Source organism: Rhodococcus sp. 05-2254-6 (genome assembly GCF_002258565.1).
GTDB lineage: Bacteria > Actinomycetota > Actinomycetes > Mycobacteriales > Mycobacteriaceae > Rhodococcoides.
Genome location: NZ_NOZF01000173.1, coordinates 1 through 19,194, shown reverse-complemented (window position 1 = coordinate 19,194; position 19,194 = coordinate 1). Strand labels below are relative to the sequence as shown.

16 protein-coding genes, 2 tRNA genes and 1 pseudogene are annotated in these 19,194 nt (G+C 65.1%); 7 read left to right on the top strand and 12 right to left on the bottom strand.

Annotation, left to right across the window (positions count from 1 at the left end; translation table 11 throughout):
* Positions 1-447, bottom strand: a pseudogene (locus CH256_RS23620) (serine/threonine protein phosphatase); the annotation flags it as partial.
* A gap of 60 nt (positions 448-507) precedes the next feature.
* Here CH256_RS23620 and CH256_RS23610 point away from each other — a divergent pair.
* Genes CH256_RS23610 through pknB form a run of 4 tightly spaced genes read left to right on the top strand, consistent with a single transcriptional unit; the run spans position 508 to position 6,757 of the window.
* Positions 508-1,965 carry an FtsW/RodA/SpoVE family cell cycle protein gene (locus tag CH256_RS23610; RefSeq protein ID WP_094638419.1) on the top strand — a complete coding sequence of 486 codons (1,458 nt, stop codon included), beginning with the start codon at positions 508-510 and terminating at the stop codon, positions 1,963-1,965.
* Positions 1,962-3,446, top strand: a complete 1,485-nt coding sequence (locus tag CH256_RS23605) for a peptidoglycan D,D-transpeptidase FtsI family protein (RefSeq protein WP_068045550.1) — start codon at positions 1,962-1,964, stop codon at positions 3,444-3,446. Before CH256_RS23610 ends, CH256_RS23605 begins: the two co-directional genes overlap by 4 nt.
* Before the next feature lie 6 nt (positions 3,447-3,452).
* Complete coding sequence (locus CH256_RS23600; protein WP_094638418.1) at positions 3,453-4,820, top strand: serine/threonine-protein kinase; 1,368 nt, start codon at positions 3,453-3,455, stop codon at positions 4,818-4,820.
* The gene (gene pknB / locus CH256_RS23595; RefSeq protein ID WP_094638417.1) at positions 4,817-6,757 is read left to right on the top strand and encodes a Stk1 family PASTA domain-containing Ser/Thr kinase; all 1,941 of its coding nucleotides are present in this window, start codon (positions 4,817-4,819) and stop codon (positions 6,755-6,757) included. Before CH256_RS23600 ends, pknB begins: the two co-directional genes overlap by 4 nt.
* Positions 6,758-6,775: 18 nt before the next feature.
* Here the strand turns inward: pknB and CH256_RS23590 are convergent, their stop codons facing one another.
* Together CH256_RS23590 and CH256_RS23585 are read right to left on the bottom strand one after the other, a co-directional pair.
* Positions 6,776-7,417 (bottom strand): aminodeoxychorismate/anthranilate synthase component II, encoded by a 642-nt coding sequence (locus tag CH256_RS23590; protein ID WP_068045567.1) that lies wholly within the window; start codon positions 7,415-7,417, stop codon positions 6,776-6,778.
* Positions 7,418-7,430: 13 nt separating this feature from the next.
* Positions 7,431-8,177, bottom strand: a complete 747-nt coding sequence (locus CH256_RS23585) for a DUF881 domain-containing protein (protein ID WP_094670813.1) — start codon at positions 8,175-8,177, stop codon at positions 7,431-7,433.
* A gap of 203 nt (positions 8,178-8,380) precedes the next feature.
* On the opposite strand from CH256_RS23585, the gene crgA reads away from it, so the two are divergent.
* Together crgA and CH256_RS23575 are read left to right on the top strand one after the other, a co-directional pair.
* A complete protein-coding gene (gene crgA / locus CH256_RS23580) occupies positions 8,381-8,644 on the top strand; it encodes a cell division protein CrgA (RefSeq protein WP_032396997.1) in 264 nt (87 codons plus the stop codon).
* 36 nt (positions 8,645-8,680) lie between these two features.
* Positions 8,681-9,166 carry a PH domain-containing protein gene (locus CH256_RS23575; protein ID WP_094638415.1) on the top strand — a complete coding sequence of 162 codons (486 nt, stop codon included), beginning with the start codon at positions 8,681-8,683 and terminating at the stop codon, positions 9,164-9,166.
* A 77-nt stretch (positions 9,167-9,243) separates the two neighbouring features.
* Here CH256_RS23575 and CH256_RS23570 read toward each other — a convergent pair whose 3' ends face one another.
* Together CH256_RS23570 and CH256_RS23565 are read right to left on the bottom strand one after the other, a co-directional pair.
* A complete protein-coding gene (locus CH256_RS23570; RefSeq protein WP_094670811.1) occupies positions 9,244-10,173 on the bottom strand; it encodes a rhomboid family intramembrane serine protease in 930 nt (309 codons plus the stop codon).
* A gap of 24 nt (positions 10,174-10,197) precedes the next feature.
* A complete protein-coding gene (locus tag CH256_RS23565; RefSeq protein ID WP_094638413.1) occupies positions 10,198-10,734 on the bottom strand; it encodes a peptidylprolyl isomerase in 537 nt (178 codons plus the stop codon).
* Positions 10,735-10,828: 94 nt separating this feature from the next.
* On the opposite strand from CH256_RS23565, the gene CH256_RS23560 reads away from it, so the two are divergent.
* Entirely contained in the window at positions 10,829-11,209 is a 381-nt protein-coding gene (locus CH256_RS23560; protein WP_143536658.1) for a hypothetical protein, read from the top strand.
* Here CH256_RS23560 and CH256_RS23555 read toward each other — a convergent pair.
* The 7 genes from CH256_RS23555 to CH256_RS23525 all read right to left on the bottom strand — a co-directional run.
* On the bottom strand, positions 11,204-12,835 hold the full coding sequence (locus CH256_RS23555) for an alpha/beta hydrolase (protein WP_094670807.1): 1,632 nt from the start codon (positions 12,833-12,835) through the stop codon (positions 11,204-11,206). The genes CH256_RS23560 and CH256_RS23555 overlap by 6 nt on opposite strands.
* A 119-nt stretch (positions 12,836-12,954) precedes the next feature.
* Complete coding sequence (locus CH256_RS23550) at positions 12,955-13,953, bottom strand: GGDEF domain-containing protein (RefSeq protein WP_256980792.1); 999 nt, start codon at positions 13,951-13,953, stop codon at positions 12,955-12,957.
* Between the two features lie 205 nt (positions 13,954-14,158).
* Positions 14,159-15,109, bottom strand: coding sequence for an acyl-ACP desaturase (locus tag CH256_RS23545; RefSeq protein WP_068047542.1), 951 nt, complete (start codon positions 15,107-15,109; stop codon positions 14,159-14,161).
* 413 nt (positions 15,110-15,522) lie between these two features.
* Positions 15,523-15,595 (bottom strand) — tRNA-Ala (locus CH256_RS23540).
* Positions 15,596-15,785: 190 nt separating this feature from the next.
* Positions 15,786-15,859, bottom strand: a tRNA-Ile gene (locus CH256_RS23535).
* Between the two features lie 109 nt (positions 15,860-15,968).
* A complete protein-coding gene (locus tag CH256_RS28780) occupies positions 15,969-17,354 on the bottom strand; it encodes a DUF3566 domain-containing protein (RefSeq protein WP_256989528.1) in 1,386 nt (461 codons plus the stop codon).
* The coding region (locus CH256_RS23525; RefSeq protein ID WP_094670803.1) for a DNA gyrase C-terminal beta-propeller domain-containing protein at positions 17,355-19,194 on the bottom strand (1,840 nt) is incomplete at its 5' end. It abuts the gene before it with no gap.

Sequence of the window (19,194 nt, the reverse complement as noted above, 5' to 3'; positions counted from 1 at the left end):
CTCGGGAACGGGCTCCGCAGCCGGGGGCAACGGAATTCCGGGCGGCGGGATGATCGTCGTCGGAGTCGGTTCGACAGTCGTGGTGACGACCGGCTCGGTCTCGCACACCTGGAGCAGGTCACCGGAGGCCAACCGCTCGACCTGACCGCGCGCGTCGTCGAGAGATCCGGACGGCAAGCCGGCCGTGACCTGCTCGCGCGCGGCAGGCAGAAGGTCGTCGATCTCGAACGGAACGCAATCGGCCGGAGCGGCATCCGGAGCGGTCAGCGTGACGGCTCCGTCGTCGTCGAGGCAGCCGATCAGTTCCACGCTCTGCAGCGAGTAGCCCAGTACCGAGCCGGTCGTCACCACGACTGTCGAACCGACTCCGACGACGATCATCCCGCCGCCCGGAATTCCGTTGCCCCCGGCTGCGGAGCCCGTTCCCGAGGCGGCACCGACCACCACTGCGGTACCGACACCGACGGTCCCGCAGATTCCCGGTCAGAACTGCAGGACCGGTACTCGATGAGTTCGAATCCGTCCGCCGGAGGGTCCTTTCCGAGTCCACCCGAAGGATTCGCGCCTGCACCGATTCAATCGAACCGGCGCGGCGTCGAACTGCTTCTTCTCGGTGCCGCGGTCCTGATCACCACGATCTCGTTGGTACTGGTCGAAGCCAGTCAGGAACAGACCATCACCTGGGATCTGGCGAAGTACGCGGTGGCCTATCTCGCGTTGATGACGGTGGCGCACCTGGCCGTGCGACGCTTCGCGCCCTACGCGGATCCGCTGCTGCTGCCGATCGTGGCGCTGCTCAACGGGCTCGGTCTGGTGCTCATTCACCGTCTCGACCTGGCCGACGAGCAGCAGGCTCAGTATCTCGGAAACCCCATTCCGTCGCCCGACGCCAACCAGCAGGTGCTCTGGACGACGCTGGCCATCGCCGGTTTCGTCGCTCTGCTCGTGCTGCTGCGTGATTACCGCACCCTGGCTCGCTACGGCTACACCGTCGGTCTCGCCGGACTGGTGCTCCTGGCCATCCCGGCAATGCTGCCGTCGGCCTTCTCCGAGGTCAACGGATCGAAGATCTGGATTCGGCTGCCCGGCTTCAGTATTCAGCCCGGGGAGTTCGCGAAGATTCTGCTGCTCATCTTCTTCGCATCGTTGCTGGTCGCCAAGCGGGAACTGTTCACCGTCGCCGGCAAGCACTTCCTCGGAATGGACTTCCCGCGGGCACGCGATCTGGGGCCGATCCTGGTGGTGTGGATCGTCTCCGTCGGCGTGCTGGTGTTCGAGAAGGACCTCGGTACGTCGCTGCTGATCTTCGGAACCGTCCTGGTGATGATCTACATCGCCACCGAACGCGTCGGCTGGTTGATCATCGGTTTCGGACTGCTGCTGGTCGGATTCCTCTTCGCATATCAGGTGTTCGGCCACGTCAAGATCCGCACCGACACCTGGCTGCGACCGTTCGACGACTACAACGACACCGGCTACCAGATCGTCCAGTCGATGTTCAGCTTCGCCACGGGCGGGTTGGCGGGTACCGGGCTCGGTAGTGGTCGGCCCTCCCAGGTGCCGTTCGCCAAGACGGACTTCATCATTGCGACGGTCGGCGAAGAGCTCGGCCTCATCGGCCTGACCGCGGTCCTGATCCTGTACTTGCTGTTCATCATTCGCGGTATGCGTACCGCGCTGGCCGTTCGCGACAGCTTCGGCAAACTGCTCGCTGCGGGATTGTCGTTCACCATTGCCATCCAGCTGTTCGTCGTCGTCGGCGGCGTCACCAAACTCATCCCACTCACCGGCCTCACCACGCCCTATCTGTCCTACGGAGGATCGTCGCTTCTCGCCAACTACCTGCTCCTCGCGCTGCTGATCAAGATCTCCGACGCAGCCCGTGAGCCGGCAAAGCCCAAGAAGAAGCCCGCCCCCGCAGCGCCCATCGCGGAGGCACCCACCGAGATGGTGAAGCGCGCATGAACACTCCCCTGCGCCGCGTGTCCATCGCCGTGATGGTCATGGTCGTGGCACTGCTCGCCAACGCCACCTACCTCCAGGTCATCAAGGCCGACGATCTGCGCACCGACCCGAGAAACTCACGAGTGCTGCTCGACGAGTACTCCCGCCAGCGCGGTCAGATCTCGGCAGGCGGCCAGGTGCTCGCGTCCTCGGTCCCCACCGACGACCGCTACAAGTACCTGCGCACCTACCCCCAGAATTCGATCTCCCCGGCCAGCCCGCAGGCCAACGCGCCGATCACCGGCTACTACTCGATGCTGTACTCGAGCAGCGGCCTCGAACGCGCCGAGGACCCCGTACTCAACGGCTCCGACGACCGGCTCTTCGGTGGACGACTGTTCGACCTCATCTCCGGCCGAGACCCCCGCGGCGGCAACGTCGTGACCACCATCGACCCCGTCGTTCAGCAGGTCGCGTACGACCAGCTGACCGCCAAGGGATACACCGGCTCGGTAGTGGCCCTCGACCCGGCCACCGGCAACATCCTCGCCATGGCCAGCACCCCCAGCTACGACCCGAACCTGCTGGCCAGCCACGACGGCAGCACCACCACCGCGGCATGGGAGAACCTGAGCAACGATCCCGAGAAGCCGATGGTCAACCGGGCGATCTCGCAGACCTACCCACCCGGATCGACGTTCAAGGTGATCACCACCGCAGCCGCACTCGAAGCGGGCGCCACACCGGACGATCAACTCACGGCCGCGTCGAACATCACGTTGCCGGGAACCTCGACGACGCTGGAGAACTACAACGGTTCGACGTGCGGCGGTGGCCAGACGGCGACGCTGCGTGAAGCGTTCGCACGCTCGTGCAACACCGCCTTCGTCGAGCTCGGCGTCGACACCGGGGTGGACAGGATGCGCGAGACCTCCGCGGCCTTCGGCATCGGTGAGGACACGACCATTCCGCTCACCGTCGCCGACAGCACCATCGGACCCATCGACGACGACGCCGCCCTCGGCCAGTCCAGCATCGGCCAGCGCGACGTGGCGTTGACCCCGCTGCAGGACGCCGTCATCGCCGCCACCGTCGCCAACGGCGGCGTGCGGATGGCCCCGAACCTGGTGCAGCAGCTGCAATCTCCCGACCTGTCCGACCTGTCGAGCTACCAGCCGAAGGCCATGGGCGAGGCGATCAGCTCGGCCACCGCGGCGACACTGACCGACCTGATGATCGGCTCCGAGAACAACACCAGCGGCGAGGGCAAGATCCCCGGGGTCCAGATCGCATCGAAAACCGGTACCGCAGAACATGGTTCCGACCCGCGCAACACCCCGCCGCATGCCTGGTACATCGGATTCGCACCCGCCGAGGATCCCAAGGTCGCCATTGCCGTCATCGTCGAGGACGGCGGCGATCGAGCCCTCGCCGCGACCGGTGGATCCGTGGCCGCACCCATCGGGCGCGCCGTCATCGCAGCCGCATTGCAGGGGAGGTGACGTGAAGTGCCACTGAGCAACGGAGCTGTCATCGCGCAGCGCTATCGACTTCTGCGTCTCATCGCCACCGGCGGCATGGGCCAGGTGTGGGAAGCGATGGACAACCGCCTCGATCGCCGTGTCGCGGTCAAGGTACTCAAGGCCGAGTTCTCCGAGGACCCGGAATTCCTGCAGCGCTTCAGGTTCGAGGCACGCACCACCGCGCAGCTGAACTATCCAGGAATCGCCGGCGTCTACGACTACGGCGAGACCCGCGACGGCGCGGGCGAATCACTGGCCTACCTGGTGATGGAACTGGTCAACGGTGAGCCGCTCAACGCCGTGCTGGGTCGCATGTCCCGCTTGCCGCTCGGCCATGCCCTCGACATGCTCGAGCAAACCGGCCGTTCGCTGCAGATCGCACACACCGCAGGCGTCGTCCACCGCGACGTCAAGCCGGGCAACATCCTGATCACCCCCACCGGCCAGGTCAAGATCACCGACTTCGGCATCGCCAAAGCCGTCGACGCGTCCCCGGTGACCAAGACCGGAATGGTCATGGGCACAGCGCAGTACATCGCCCCCGAGCAGGCGCTCGGCGAGGAGGCGACCTCGGCTTCCGACGTTTACTCGCTCGGAGTCGTCGGATACGAAGTACTCGCGGGCACGCGGCCCTTCGTGGGCGACGGTGCGCTGACCGTGGCCATGAAGCACGTTCGCGAAACGCCGGCCCCCATGCCACTCGACCTGCCTCCCGCCGTACGCGAACTCATCGAGATCACGATGGTGAAGGACCCGGCCGCGCGCTACGCCAACGGTGGCGAATTCGCCGACGCCGTCGCCGCGGTCCGAGCCGGCCGTCGCCCGCCTGCGCCCGGAAACTCCCGCGGTTCGGGCACCGGCAGGGTCATGATGCCGGGCGTCGTGCCCAGCCCGCAGCCGCCGTCGAGCACCCAGATGATGCCGACGTCGCAGCGCGAGTACCGCGGACCGGCCACCGGAACGGCTGCGGCCGCCGTACCCGAGACCACCGGAATGTCGTCGGCGCAGAAGGCCCTCGCCTGGGGCGGCGCCGGACTGCTGCTGCTGGCCATCCTCATCGGCGGTTACGTGCTGTTGACCGGGGGCAGGGACGACACGCCGACGCCGTTCGTGCCGCCGACCACGACCACCACGCAGCCGACCACCACCACGACCACGACGACCGAACCCACGACGACCACCGAAGAAACCACCACCACCGAAGAACCCACGACGACCACGACGACGACCACCACGGAGGAGCCGACGACCACCGAGGAAACCACGACCACCTCGGCGGAGCCCACCGAGACGACGACCAGACGTCCGCTGATCGAGATTCCATTCCAGCAAGATCCACAAGGACAACGATGACGACTCCCCGTACGCTCTCCTCTCGCTACGAGCTGGGCGAGATACTCGGATTCGGCGGCATGTCCGAGGTTCATCTGGCACGTGACACTCGGCTGGACCGCGACGTCGCCATCAAGGTTCTGCGCGCCGATCTTGCTCGCGACCCCACGTTCTACCTGCGGTTCCGCCGCGAAGCCCAGAACGCGGCCGCACTGAACCACCCGGCCATCGTCGCCGTGTACGACACCGGTGAAGCCGAGACCGAAGCCGGTCCGCTCCCGTTCATCGTCATGGAGTACGTCGACGGCGACACCCTCCGCGACATCGTGCGCGCCGAAGGGCCCATGGCACCGCGTCGAGCCATGGAGGTCATCGCCGACGTCTGTGCTGCACTCGATTTCAGCCACCGCAACGGCATCGTGCACCGCGACGTCAAACCCGCGAACATCATGATCAACAACGCGGGCGCAGTGAAGGTGATGGACTTCGGCATCGCGCGCGCCATCGCCGATTCCTCGTCGCCGATGACTCAGACGGCCGCCGTCATCGGAACCGCGCAGTACCTCTCGCCCGAGCAGGCTCGCGGCGAGCAGGTCGACGCTCGATCGGACGTCTACTCTCTCGGCTGTGTGCTGTTCGAGATCCTCACCGGTGAGCCCCCGTTCAAGGGTGATTCCCCGGTCGCGGTCGCCTATCAGCACGTGCGCGAGGATCCTCAGCTGCCGTCGCTGGTCAACGACACGGTGCCGCGTGAACTCGACTCGATCATCCTCAAGGCGATGGCCAAGAATCCCGCCAACCGCTACCAGAGCGCCGCCGAGATGCGCACCGACTTGGTCCGGGTGCTCGGTGGTCAACGTCCGAGCGCCCCGATGGTCATGAACGACGAGGACCGCACCACGATTCTCGGATCGGTCGATTCGCGGCAGGCAGACTTCTCCGGCACGGACAAGCCGGCCGCTGCAGCCACCGGCGCACCCCGCCCGTCGAGGCACACCGAACCCGACAACGAACCCAGGAGCCGTCGGGGCCTGAAGATCGCGCTGATCTCCGCGGCGTCGATCATCGTCGTCGCGATCGTCGGAGCATTCCTGTGGTCCCTCGGTCCCGGAGCGGAGCCCACGTCCGTCACCGTGCCGTCCGTCGCAGGCCTCGTCGCTGACGAGGCCCAGCGGGAACTCGAGAATGTCGGCCTGCGCGTCACCGTGCAGGAGAGGCCGGATGCGTCGGTTCCCGAGGGTTCCGCGATCGGCACCAACCCCGCCGCGGGGTCGCAGACCGAATCACCCGGGGACATCCAACTCGACGTCTCCTCGGGCCCCCAGCAGGTGCAGGTGCCGCGACTGACCGGACGAACGCAACAGGAGGCGTCGGACGCCTTGAACGAGGTGGGCCTTCAACTCGATCCCACCGTCGCCCGGGCACCGTCCACGCCGGAGAACCTCGACAGGGTCGTCGAACAGAACCCGTCCTCGGGCGTGAGCATGAACGCCGACTCGCAGGTTCGCATCACGCTCGGTTCCGGCCCGGCGCAGGTACGGATGCCCAACGTCGTCGGCCAGCTCGTCGACGTTGCGCAGCCGAACGTGGCGGGTGCCGGTCTCCGCGTCCAGATCGAGAACATCGACTCCAGTCAGCCGGTGGGACAGGTCGTCTCGACGGACCCCGCCGGTGGTGCCAACGTCGCCGAGAACACGGTCGTGACATTGCGCGTGTCGAACGGAGACAAGATCCCGATGCCGGACCTGGCCGGACTCACCGAAGCTCAGGCTCTGACAGCACTGGAATCGGCAGGATGGACCGGAACCGCGTCGGACCTGTCGACGTCGAGGCAATCGACGCTCGACCCACTGATGGTCGGCCGCATCGTGAACCAGACTCAGCCGGCAGGCTCCGAGATCAGCAAGTCCGACACCATCACCGTGAGCATCGGGGCGCTGGGTATTCCGACCGGCTAGAGAGAGCTCGGATCGAGCTCAGGCGAACGCCTCGGCGACCTGAGCTTCGAGCTTGGCGACGAGACCGGGGTCGGTGGGCATCCCGCAGACGGTCAGCCAGTTCGCCAGCATGCGGTGTCCGCCCTCGGTGAGGATGGACTCCGGGTGGAACTGGACGCCGTGAATCGGTAGCTCGGTGTGCCTCATTGCCATGACCAGACCGGATTCGGTGCGTCCGATGATCTCGAGTTCGGCCGGGATGGTGTCCTCCCGGACGGTCAGCGAGTGGTAGCGAGTGGCGGTGAAGGGCTCGTTCATGCCCTCGAGAACTCCGACGCCCGAATGGTGCACCAGACTCGTCTTACCGTGCAGCAGTTCCGGGGCCTTCTCGACGGTGGCACCGAAGGCGGCGCCGATCGCCTGGTGGCCCAGACAGACCCCGAGCAGGGGCGTCTTCGTGCGGGCGCTGGCCGAGACCAGATCCATCGTGGCACCTGCGCGCTGCGGCGTGCCCGGTCCCGGACTGAGCAGAATGCCGTCGAACCGGGCCGCGACGGCATCGCGGTCGGTGAGGCGCTCGTCGTCGTTGCGCCAGACCTCGACATCGGCATTCAACTGACCCAGGTACTGGACGAGGTTGAAGACGAAGCTGTCGTAGTTGTCGACGACGAGAATACGCATGTGGACAGCGTACTCAGCGAGGCTGTGCATACCGCATGCGCACCGATTCGGAGTACGCGGGCACCGAGAGGTCCTCGGACACCGCGACGTCGTAGCGAAGGCCGTATCTCAGCGCGTACTGCTCGTACAACCGCACACCCGGCTCGTTCTTCAACGCCGAGCGCAGCCGATCCGAATCTCCGATCGCCGTCATCACGTACGGCGGACTGTACGTACGTCCGCCGAGAAGAAGGGTGTTCCCGATGCAGCGCGGAGCCGACGAGGCCACCAACCGTTGATCTTGCATCGCGATCGCCGACGCTCCACCGGCCCACAACGCGTTGAGCACGCTCTGAACATCGACCTGATGAACCACCAGATCGTCGACGGATGCATCGGACGCGTACGAGCCGTCCGGTCCACGGGGAGCGTCCGCCATCGTGACGGTCACACCCCCGCCGGACGCGGCCTCGCGGCCCGCCGCGTCGGCCAGGGAATCGATCCGGGCCAGTGCGTCGGCGACGTCGGTGTCGACGGACGCGGTTCGCTGCTGAATGGTGTCCACTTGCTGCTCGAGCGTGTCCCTGCTGCGCTCGGCTTCCACGCTGCTGCTCTGAGCTGCATCGACGAGGTCTGCCAGTCTGGTGGTGTCCCCTCCACGGAGTTCGGCACCGTCGGACACATGCCTGGTGGTACCGAGCAGCAGACCGACGACAGCGCACACCGCGACGGCGAGCACCCACCAACGAGTGTCGGCGGGGGCAGTCGATCGTCGTGTCACGGGTGCTCGCAATTTGTCCGGTGGGTCGGTGCTGGGCTCACCTGCGTTAGCGTGTACAGCAACCGGGTCGGTGACCGTCACGGTCCTTGAGGCGACAATAGCCTGGGGATGCGCGGCACCCGTCGATCCACAGGTTCCGATCGTCAGTTGTCCACAGGTACGGCCGCAGTGCCGCGGGCCGTCACGAACGCGAAGAGGAAGCAATGCCGAAGTCGAAGGTACGGAAGAAGAACGACTACACGATCAACCCGGCGAACCGTACGCCGGTCAAGGTCAACGCCGGACCGTCACCGGTCTGGTACGTGGTGCTGATGCTGGGATTCATGCTGGTCGGGCTGCTGTGGCTGATCGTCTACTACCTGGCTTCCGAGGACATCGCCTTCATCGGAAATCTCGGCGCCTACAACTTCCTGATCGGCTTCGGCTTCATGGTCGTCGGACTCGTCATGACCATGCGGTGGCGCTGAGAACCTGCCGAGTTACATCGATGTCATTCATCCCCAATGTGGATAAACCCTGTGGATAACTCTGAAAACGATCCACAGGGTGTGTACGAACAGCGATGGGCGACGCCCCTCATCGCCGTCGCAGCCCTGGTCGCAGGCGGAATCGCCCTCGGAATCGGTGCCGCACTCTCCTCCACCGACGCAGCCGGAACATTCCTCGTCGGACTCGCCGCCGTCGGAATGTGGATCATCGCCGCACTCGCCGCCGCACAACGCCCACGACTGGCCATCACCCACGACGGAACTCTGGTGATGAAACGCCTCGGCGGCCTACGCACGTACACCCGCAACGACATCGTGCGCGTCAAAATTGTGAAATACCCACGCCTCGGCCGACGCGTACCGATGCTCGAACTCGACATCCGCCCACCCGGCGAAGACGACGATCGACTGATCATCTTCGGCAGATGGGACCTCGGAACCGATCCCCGCGACGTATACGACGCACTCGAAACCCACGGCTTGGTGCCTCGAAACACCTGACCGTGCGGCCCCCCGTGGTTACTCAATGTGACATTCAGTGGACTTTTCGGGGGTCAATGTCACATTGAGTGGATTAGCTAGAGGCCCATCTGGGCGCGCAGGTCGAGTACACGGATGGCGATGATGCCCAGGGACACCAGAGCGACGGCGATGACCGAGAGCCATGCCATGGACAGGCCGGCCCTGGTTCGTTGTAGTCCCGTGTCTCGGGTTCGGTTGGACAAGAACACCAGACCGGCGGTGGCGGCGGCTCCGGCGACGAGTCCGCCCATATGTCCCCACAGCGAGATGCTGGGGATCGAGATGCTGATGAAGATGTTCACCGCGATGATGATGAGGATGGGTGCCGGGCTTCGCTTGAGCCGCAGCAGGATGACGGCCTGTGCGCCCAGTAGACCGAAGACTGCACCGGACGCGCCGACGGTGAGCGTCAGTGGGTTCTCCAGCAGCATCACCGACGCGCTTCCTCCGAGCAAGGAGAGGAAGTAGACGACCAGGTAGCGGGTTCGACCGAGCACGAGTTCGACGTCACGGCCGATGATGTACAGCGCGAACATGTTCACGAGCAGGTGGATCGGCCCGTAGTGGACGAAGCCGCTGCCGATCAGCCGGAACACGTCGCCGTCGGCGACGAGCAGGCTGTTGAGAGCCCAACCGCGGGCGAGCTCGGATCCGGAAGTGTTGTTCATCGGATCGCCGGACTGCGCCACCGTGATGGCATAGACGATCACGTTGACGGCGATCAGGGCGTAGGTCAGCGGAGTCCTGGCGGATCGTGCCATCGGCGCACCGGCGACGGTCTGCGCAGTGCGGACGTTCTTGTTGCCTTCTCGCACGCAGTCGACACAGTGCTGTCCGACCGCGGCGGCCTGCAGACATTGCGGGCACGCGGGCCTGCCGCAGCGCGAGCAGGCCAGACCGGTGGGGCGATCGGGATGTCGGACGCACACCGACTGGGGTGGGTTGGGCTGGTCGCCGTACGCGCCACCCCAGCCGGGGTTCGTCATCTTGTCGAAAGTCCTTCGGTCAGATCAAGCGATGGTGACGTTGTTGATGACGACCTCGTCCACCGGACGATCTCCGCGGCCGACCGGCGTGCTCGAGATCGCGTCGACGACCTTCTTCGACGCCTCGTCGGTGACCTCACCGAAGATGGAGTGCTTGCGGTTGAGGTGCGGGGTCTTGCCGGTGGTGATGAAGAACTGCGAGCCGTTGGTGCCGGGGCCGGCATTTGCCATGGCCAGCAGGTACGGGCGATCGAAGGAGAGCTCCGGGTGGAACTCGTCCTCGAACTTGTAGCCCGGTCCGCCTGCACCGGTGCCGGTGGGGTCGCCGCCCTGGATCATGAAGCCGTCGATGACGCGGTGGAAGACCGCGCCGTCGTAGAACGGTCCGGTCTTGGCACCCGACGCGTTCTGAGTCGTGTACTCCTTGGATCCGTCCGCGAGACCGACGAAGTTCGCGACGGTCTTGGGGGCGTGATTGCCGAACAGTTCGATGACGATATCGCCGCGGTTGGTGTGCAGCGTGGCCGTTTGGGTCTTGTTTGGTGAAGTCACGCCCTCCATCGTGCCATCTCGGGTGATCGGGCAGTTCACAACGGGCGTCGAGTCGGGTGTATCGGGAGGGTTCAGCGGGGCCGTGTTGTGGAACAGTGAGGGTATGACGAGCACAACGAAGCCCGACCAGGGTCGGTCGACCACAGGTACCGCAGCGTCCGCCCTGCTCGGCGCCGCCTCCGCCGCGAGCAAGGGCCCGGCCGGAGTCGGCCTGCTGCTGGCCAAACAGGGTTACGGACTGGCCCGCAAGCAGGCTGCGCAGCGGCGGGCAGTGACCGCGGAGCGTATCGCCGAAGCGAATCGCACCCGAGAGCTCGTCACGGTCGACTCGGGATCACGTCGGACCCGGCGAGTTCTGGTGTTCGGTGCCGTTGCTGCCGTTGTGGGAGGTGTCATGTTCTTCCTCGGCCGTCGTCGCAACGAGGTGCCGCCGCCCGCCGATGTCCCGCCGAGCCTGACCGACTACGACGACACGTCGTCATAGGTACAGCACCTTCTGCAGTAGGTCGAACAGACCCGGCCTGGTTCTGATCACGGCCTCCGCTCTGCGGTCGGCGACGACCAGTGCCGTGTTGTCGCCGCTGGCGGAGCCCTCGGTGAGATAGTCGCTGTGCCCGATCGAGCGGCCGGCACTGTCGGATTGCTCCGTGGACAGCAGAGTGACTCCGTCCAGCGCCCCTGGATCGCGGCCGAATGCACCCAGGTCGGCGACGATGTCGCCCGTGGCCTCCGCCGCGAAGACGTGTCCGACGGGAATCTGGAGATCTGCGAGGCTGTGTGTGCCGAGTCCCGGTGAACCGAGAGCCACGAAATCGTCGACCCCGGTGTCGTCTCGAAGAGCAGTTGCCGCGGTGAGCGATCCGTACGAGTGGGCCAACACCGACAGATGCGGATCGCTCGCCCGTGCAGCGTCGAGACCGTTCAGGAACGGGATCAACCGATCCGCTCCTGCCTGCGCAGCCGCACCCGAGGCCACGGTCCGGTCCGGATCGAGCAAGCTCCAACCGAGCTGAGGTGCCTGGTAGTCCAGCCATGTCACCGCAGCCGCAGACTGCGCCGGATCTCTCGAAACAAGCTGCTGCACAGTGTTTTTGATGTTCTCCATCTCGCCGTCGTAGCGGGGAAGGTTTCCGTGCACGGTCGAGCCGAGACCGGGCACGAACACGGCGACATGGGTCGCCGTGTCGACATCTCCCACCGCGACGGCCGCCATCGTCTCCTCGTACGAGGAATTGTCGAGGACCAGGAGCTGCCGAGCCCCCAGCGCCAGCGTCGCGTCGATCGCATCGAGTGCTGTCAACCGAGTGCGCGTTTGTTCGAGCCCGGCGTCGGCGTCGCTAAAAATTCCGCCGAACACGTTGTCGGACAACTCTTTCTGTAGTTCGACTTCGACGGCGCGAAGGCGGACACGCTCTGCGGCCAACACCCGGCGGTTGGCGCTGTCACGCACCCGACCCGGCAGGCCGTCGAGATTGCCGATCAGCGCCGGCTGTTCGACCAGCAACCTGGTACGGGCTGCAGTCGAGAGTGCGCTCCAGAAAGCAGCGTTGGCCGCCGGTGTGCCGTCGCGCGGCACCCAAGCCGCAACTGCCGTCGCAACGGAGGCTGCGGAGGTTCCCCCGACGAGGCGTCGGGCAAGGATGTCGTCGAAATCCGTGGCCGTACGAATCAGCTGTGCGATTCGTTCGGCGAGCTCCTCACGGCACCGCCGTCGCTCGCGCATCGTCGACCACAAGTCCACCAGCGCAACCGAATACGACGCTGCAAGGTCGAACACCGAGCCGTCGGATGCGACCACGAATCGCTCCTCCGCCGCCGTCCGCTCCACCGAGCGAAGCGCAGCGACCAGGCTGGCCATGTCGATCGAGGCATCCGCGGTGCATGTCGCGATCCGAAGCAACTCGGCTGCGGCGTCTGCCAGATCCGACCGGATACGTCTCATCGCCGCCCGCGCAGCCTCGGCCGCGGGACCGGCCCAGCCGTCTCCCACGATGTCGTCGGTGACCGAGTCGTGCACGGTGGCCACCTCCCGCCACCGGTGCATCAGGCTGTCGGACGCCGCTACCAGCACGCGGCTGTCCCAGGATCTGAATTCGTCCAGAGTGACCATCGCGTATCCCCCGCAGCATCGGCGTTTACGACGAGTCAACGCGAGGAAAGCACCGCGTCGGGAAATCTATCCCCAGCCTGTGGATCAAATCTGGGGATCAACGATGCGTCGAGTGACGATCACTGCGCAATTCTGCGAATGGGGCCGCTGTAACCGGCGTCGGGATCGGACGGCCGACTGGTCCTCGGCGGCCTGCTTCGCTTTGCCCGGTACAGATCGGCGTCGGCTGCCCGATAGATCTCACCCCAGCGGCGACCCGCGGGCATGCAGGCCAATCCCACGCTCCACTCCGCGCGGTGAGCCCGACGCAGACGCTCGATGATCTGCCAGGCCTCCTTCTCGAGAACCCCCGGCATGAACAGCACGAACTCGTCTCCACCGAGTCGACCCAGAACATCCCGTTTGGTCAGCTGACCCTTCCAGGCCTTCGAGACGCGAGTGAGCAGGACGTCACCGGCAATGTGGCCGTACTCGTCGTTGATCTCCTTGAAATTGTCGAGATCGAGCACTGCGAGGCTGACCGACAATCCGCGAGTCGCGCACGCCGGCAACATCTTCTCGATCTTGGATTCGAACCCGAACCTGTTGAGCAGACCGGTCAAAGCATCGTGCGTCGCGGAATAGCGCATTCGGCGCGCGAAGACACCGAAGACCTCCGTCGCACCGACGATGCCGAGCGCGACGAGGATGTAACTGATGAACGGAGTTCCGTACGGCGCGATCGCCGCTCCGATGACCGCCGAAACAGCAAGCACGGCAACCCAAATACCTGCGCTGCGTTCGGACCAGAACGCGCCTATGTGCATACCGAGGAACATGGCAGCCTGGACGCAGATCAAGAACGCGGGCATGGTGTCGCTACTGCCCAACGCACAGGCGAGTGCCATCACCGACAACGCGGTCGCGAACCCCACCGCCTGTTTGGGGCTCGGCACACCCGCCCTTGCCAACACCACGATCGCCGTCGGGCCCAGCAACAGAGCCAACGCGGCCAGAACCTGCTGGGCACCGGTCAGATTCGACCACGACGCAATCGCGCTGGCAGCGTAGAGAACCGTCGTAACCGCAGCGAATACGGCAAGCATGCGGCCGGACTCGTCGAACCTAGGCCTGCTCACCGGTCGATTCCCACCGTGCAGGACCATGATTCGGCCGATCGGAGGCAGCGTTCACCGAAGAGAACACCACCACTCACCCGATACCCCCCAGGCATCATCGGCCCTCCCCACGCACTACGGCCATCGCCTCACATGACCCAACGATGTCCGGACTCTAACACCTCCGAGACCCGATCACGACTCTGGCCAGCGAAAGCGCAGCAGGTCAGGACGCCTTCTCGGCGCGCGCTGCCTCCCTGGCAAGTAGTCGATCACGGGACTCCTCGAACTTGGTTGCCTTCTCGGCCAAGTCCTCGACGAACGCTGCCAGTCGATCGCGATCCCGCTCGCCCTCACCCGTGAAATCGTTGCGCTCGAATATCTTCCACTTGCGCAGGACTGGCATCAACACCTCGTCCAGATGCTGCCGTAGATCGTAGATCCCGTGCTTGGCCAAGGTCATCGCGTTCTTGCGGAAATTGGGCATGTTCAGGCCGGGCATCTGAAAGTCGGTCGCGACATCGGTGATGGCGCGAACCATCTGATCGGGCACCAGATCCAGCGACGCCTCACCGAGGTTCCGATAGAAGATCATGTGCAGGTTCTCGTCGGCAGCGACACGAGCCAACATTCGATCCGCCACCGGATCCCCGCACGCCAGTCCCGTGTTTCGATGCGACACCCGTGTCGCCAACTCCTGGAACGTCACATACGCCACCGAATGCAGGAAATTGGCACCGTCCATCGGCGCATCGACACCAACCGTCATGTGGTGCATTCGAGCGCGCTCCAACTCGACGGGATCCACCGCACGCGTCACCACCAGATAATCGCGCATGACGATGCCGTGACGGTTCTCCTCCGCAGTCCAGCGCCCCACCCACGTCCCCCAGGCACCGTCCAACGAAAAATTGTCTGCCAGCCCCCGGTGATACGACGGCAGATTGTCCTCGGTGAGCAAATTGGTGATCATCGCCGTGCGCGCCAGTTCCGACAACGACGACTGCTCGAGGGACCAGTCCTGCCCACCCATCGCCGCGAAATTGCGACCCAGATCCCACGGAACGTAATCATGCGGATGCCATTCCTTCGCCATCGACAGATGACGATTCAAATTGGCTTCCAACGTGCCGTCGAGTTCCCTCAACAGCTCTTCATGATCGAGAACGCGCGTCATCTGCGGGACTCCTTAGAGATTCGAGATGCCCGAATCGCCGATCGATTCGAGACAGTGGCGAACACCGCCCGCCGAGATCGAACGACGGCACACCCCCCTGCGGTGCGCCGTCGCGACCATTCATGTCGATCCGAGAACCGACGTCCTTGCACAGCGACCACGCTAAGGACCGAACCATCGATACGACACCGAACCGACGACTGTCTGGACATGTGGGCGCCGAAACACAGATCGCCTTGGGTCCAATCACAACCGGTCAAGCTGAGTGGCCGGGGGATCTCGCGGCGCACCCGATGGCACTCAATGTCACATTCAGTGGACTTTTCGGGGGTCAATGTCACATCGAGTGGACATGGGGGGTCGGCTGGAGAGACGAAAAAGGACGCCCACCGAAGTGGACGTCCTTTTCTTTGTGGAGCCTAGGAGATTCGAACTCCTGACATCTGCCTTGCAAAGGCAGCGCTCTACCAACTGAGCTAAGGCCCCGGGTGTTGCCGGTAATCGTGGACGAACTCTACACGTCCACTCCGAGCGATTGTCACGCGGTGGGGATGCTGTGCCAGACGCCGTCCGAGCTGCGCTGCGAGCGCACCTTCGATACTGTCAGCACTGCGATCACCGCCGATGCGACAAGAAGAAGGATTTTCATGTCCTGCCTCTTTTCGTTCGTTCGGTGTGGGCCTAGGAGGACTTGAACCTCCGACCTCTTCCTTATCAGGGAAGCGCTCTAACCGCCTGAGCTATAGGCCCTCATCACTACTTCGGGCCGAAGAAAAGCTCTCCTCGAACCGAGGGATGAGATTACCGTATCGGGCCGCTGTCTTCCAAAACGGCCCGATACGGCTCTCGATGGTGCAGGTCAGTCGCGGTCTGCCAGTGTCACTTCGACGCCACCGACCAGGTCCGACGACAGGTTGTAGATGAAGGCGCCGATGGTGGTGAGAGCGGTGAAGAGTACGACATTGATCACACCGATCACCGCTGCGTAGCCGAACACCTGCCCGGCGCTGACGAGTCCTCCGCCGCCGGATTCGTTGACGATCTCGGTGAACGCACTGTTGAGACGTTCCCAGACGCCCATGCCGTCGAGCACGGCGTACAGCAAACCGACGGACACCATCCATACGAAGAACAGTGACACAGCGATCACGAGGGCGATCTTGAGCGTCGACCAGGGATCGATCTTGCGGATCTGAATGGTCGCCCGCAGGGGGTCGCCGTCCGCACTGGCCACGGCCGTGATGGCTGCCGGTGCTGCGCGCTCGGACTGGGACGGCTCCGGGTGCCGGACGGCAGACAGGTCCGGCATGTCCTTCGCCAGATCCTTGCGTTCGATGTGCCGTGTCGGTCCGTCGATGACCGCTGCCTTCGACCGGGCAGCTTCTCGCCGTTCGGTCTTGTCCTCCGTCGACTCACGCTGAGTGGGCTCGGCGGCCGTACGAGCGGTCCGATCGAACTCACCGTTCGGTGGCAGTGCCGCTCCGCGTCCGGACAGGTTGGTCTGCGGCTGATTCTGCGGCTGCTGCCGGTCCGTCCCCTGCGATGCGGGCCGCTGGGCGGCTCCGCGCTGCCAGGGCGGCGTTCCGGCGCCGGCCTGCGGATCGTCGTTCTGTTGAGCCGGCATCGCCTGAGTTGCTGCGGGACCTGCCTGATCCTGACCCCGAGCGGGCTCGGATGCACGAGATCCGTCACCGGTGGCAGCCGAGTCGGCGGATACCTGCGGTGTGCGGACGGTCTCGTTGGGCGAGGGCTGCTGTCCCGAGGGCTGCGGGGCTGCCTGCCGAGGAGCTTGACCGGCCGGTGCCTGCCGCTGCGGCGGTTGGCCGTTCGGCGGCGGACCGACGGGCCGTCCGGGAGCCTGCTGACCCGGACCTGGCTGACGGCCGGGAGCCTGCGGCGGCTGGGACTGACCGGCAGCAGCCTGTCCCTGCTGGGGTGCAGGCGGACGTTGCGGGGAAGCCCCCGGCGGTCCCTGAGGTGCAGGCGGTCGCTGCGGGGGCGGGGGTCCCTGAGCCGGGCGTGCCGGACCGTTCGGATTTCCCGGTGCCGGTCGGATCGGAGGGCGAGCACCACCTTGCGGTGCCGGGCCACGGCCCGCGGCAGGCGCGGGACGATTGGCCGGCTGCGGGCGGCTGCCCGGGCGAGCTCCCTCGGGCGGCGCGGGACGCGCGGGCTGCTCGGCTTCCCGGCTGTCCGGTCCACCGCTGGGGCCGGGCCTGCTACCAGGCCGGTTGGGAGTGCTCACTTACGACTCCTTCGCTGCATCGTCTTCGGTGCCCAGAGAATCCGGTTCGATCTCGTCGGCGTTGCGCGCGATCGCGAGCAGGGTGTCGCCTTCACCGAGATTCATCAACCGCACGCCCTTGGTTTGTCGGCCGGCCTTCCGAACCTGCTTGGCAGCGGTCCGGATCACACCACCACTGGACGTGATGGCGTACAGCTCGTCCTCGTCGTCGACGATGAGAGCTCCCACCAGCGTGCCACGCTTCGGGTCGTACTGGATTGTCAGCACTCCCTTTCCGCCGCGGCCCTGCTGCGGGTAATCCTCCATCGCGGTGCGCTTGGAATAGCCACCCGACGTCGCGACCAGCAAGAACTTGTTCTCGCTGACGACGTTGAGCGAGAGCAACGCGTCCTCGCCGTTGAATCTCATGCCCTGCACACCCGAGGTGGCGCGACCCATCGGGCGCAGTACCTCGTCGGTGGCCGAGAACCGGATGGACTGACCCTGCGCCGAGACCAGCAGCAGATCGTCGTCCGAGGATGCGAGAACCGCGCCGACCAACTCGTCGTCGCCGCGCAGATTGACCGCGACGATGCCGCCGCTGCGGTTGGAATCGAAATCCGTCAGACGCGACTTCTTGACGAGACCACCCTTGGTGGCGAGCACCAGGTAGGGGGCATCCTCGTAGGTCTTGATCTGGATGACCTGGGCGATGCGTTCGTCCGGCTGGAAGGCGAGCAAGTTCGCAACGTGCTGACCGCGAGCGGTTCGGTTCGCCTCGGGCAGCTCGTAGGCCTTGGCCCGGTAGACGCGACCCTTGGTGGTGAAGAACAGGATCCAGTCGTGCGTCGAGCAGACGAAGAACTTGCTGACGATGTCGTCCTGCTTGAGGCCCGCACCCATCACTCCCTTGCCGCCGCGCTTCTGCGAGCGGTAGAGGTCGGTTCTTGTGCGCTTGGCGTATCCGGTCTCGGTGATCGTGACGACCACGTTCTCCCGCGCGATCAGATCTTCGTCGTTGACGTCCCCGTCGGCGGCGATGATGCGCGTGCGACGGTCGTCACCGAACTTCTCGACGATCTCGGCGAGCTCGTCCCGCACGATCTGTCGCTGCCGCTCCGGCTTGGCCAGAATGTCCTGCAGGTCTGCGATGGTGCGTTCGAGTTCTGCCAACTCGTCGATGATCTTCTGACGCTCGAGAGCAGCGAGGCGCCGCAGCTGCATGTCGAGGATCGCCTGAGCTTGGATCTCGTCGATGTCGAGCAGGTCGATCAAGCCCTGCTTGGCCAGATCCACCGTCTGCGACGCACGAATGAGCGCGATGACCTCGTCGAGTGCGTCGAGAGCCTTGACCAGGCCACGCAGAATGTGAGCCCGCTCCTCCGCTCTGCGCAGCCGGTACCGAGTACGCCGAACGATCACGTCGAGTTGGTGGGTGACGTAGAAGCGAATCATCTGATCGAGGCGAAGGGTGCGCGGTACGCCGTCGACGATGGAGAGCATGTTCGCGCCGAAGCTCGTCTGCAGCTGCGAGTGCTTGTAGAGGTTGTTGAGCACGACCTTCGCGACCGCATCGCGCTTGATCGTGACGACGATGCGCATACCGACTCGGTCGGACGACTCGTCGTCGATCTTGGAGATACCGGACATCTTGCCGTCCCGTACCTGCTCGGCGATCGAGGTGATCAGGTTGTCCGGGTTGACCTGGTACGGCAGCTCGGTGATGACGATCGTGGTGCGACCGTTGGAGTCCTCTTCGATCTCGACGACGCCGCGCATCCGGATGGAGCCGCGACCGGTCGAATACGCGTCCTGAATACCCTGGCCGCCGACGATGAGTCCGTGGGTGGGGAAGTCTGGG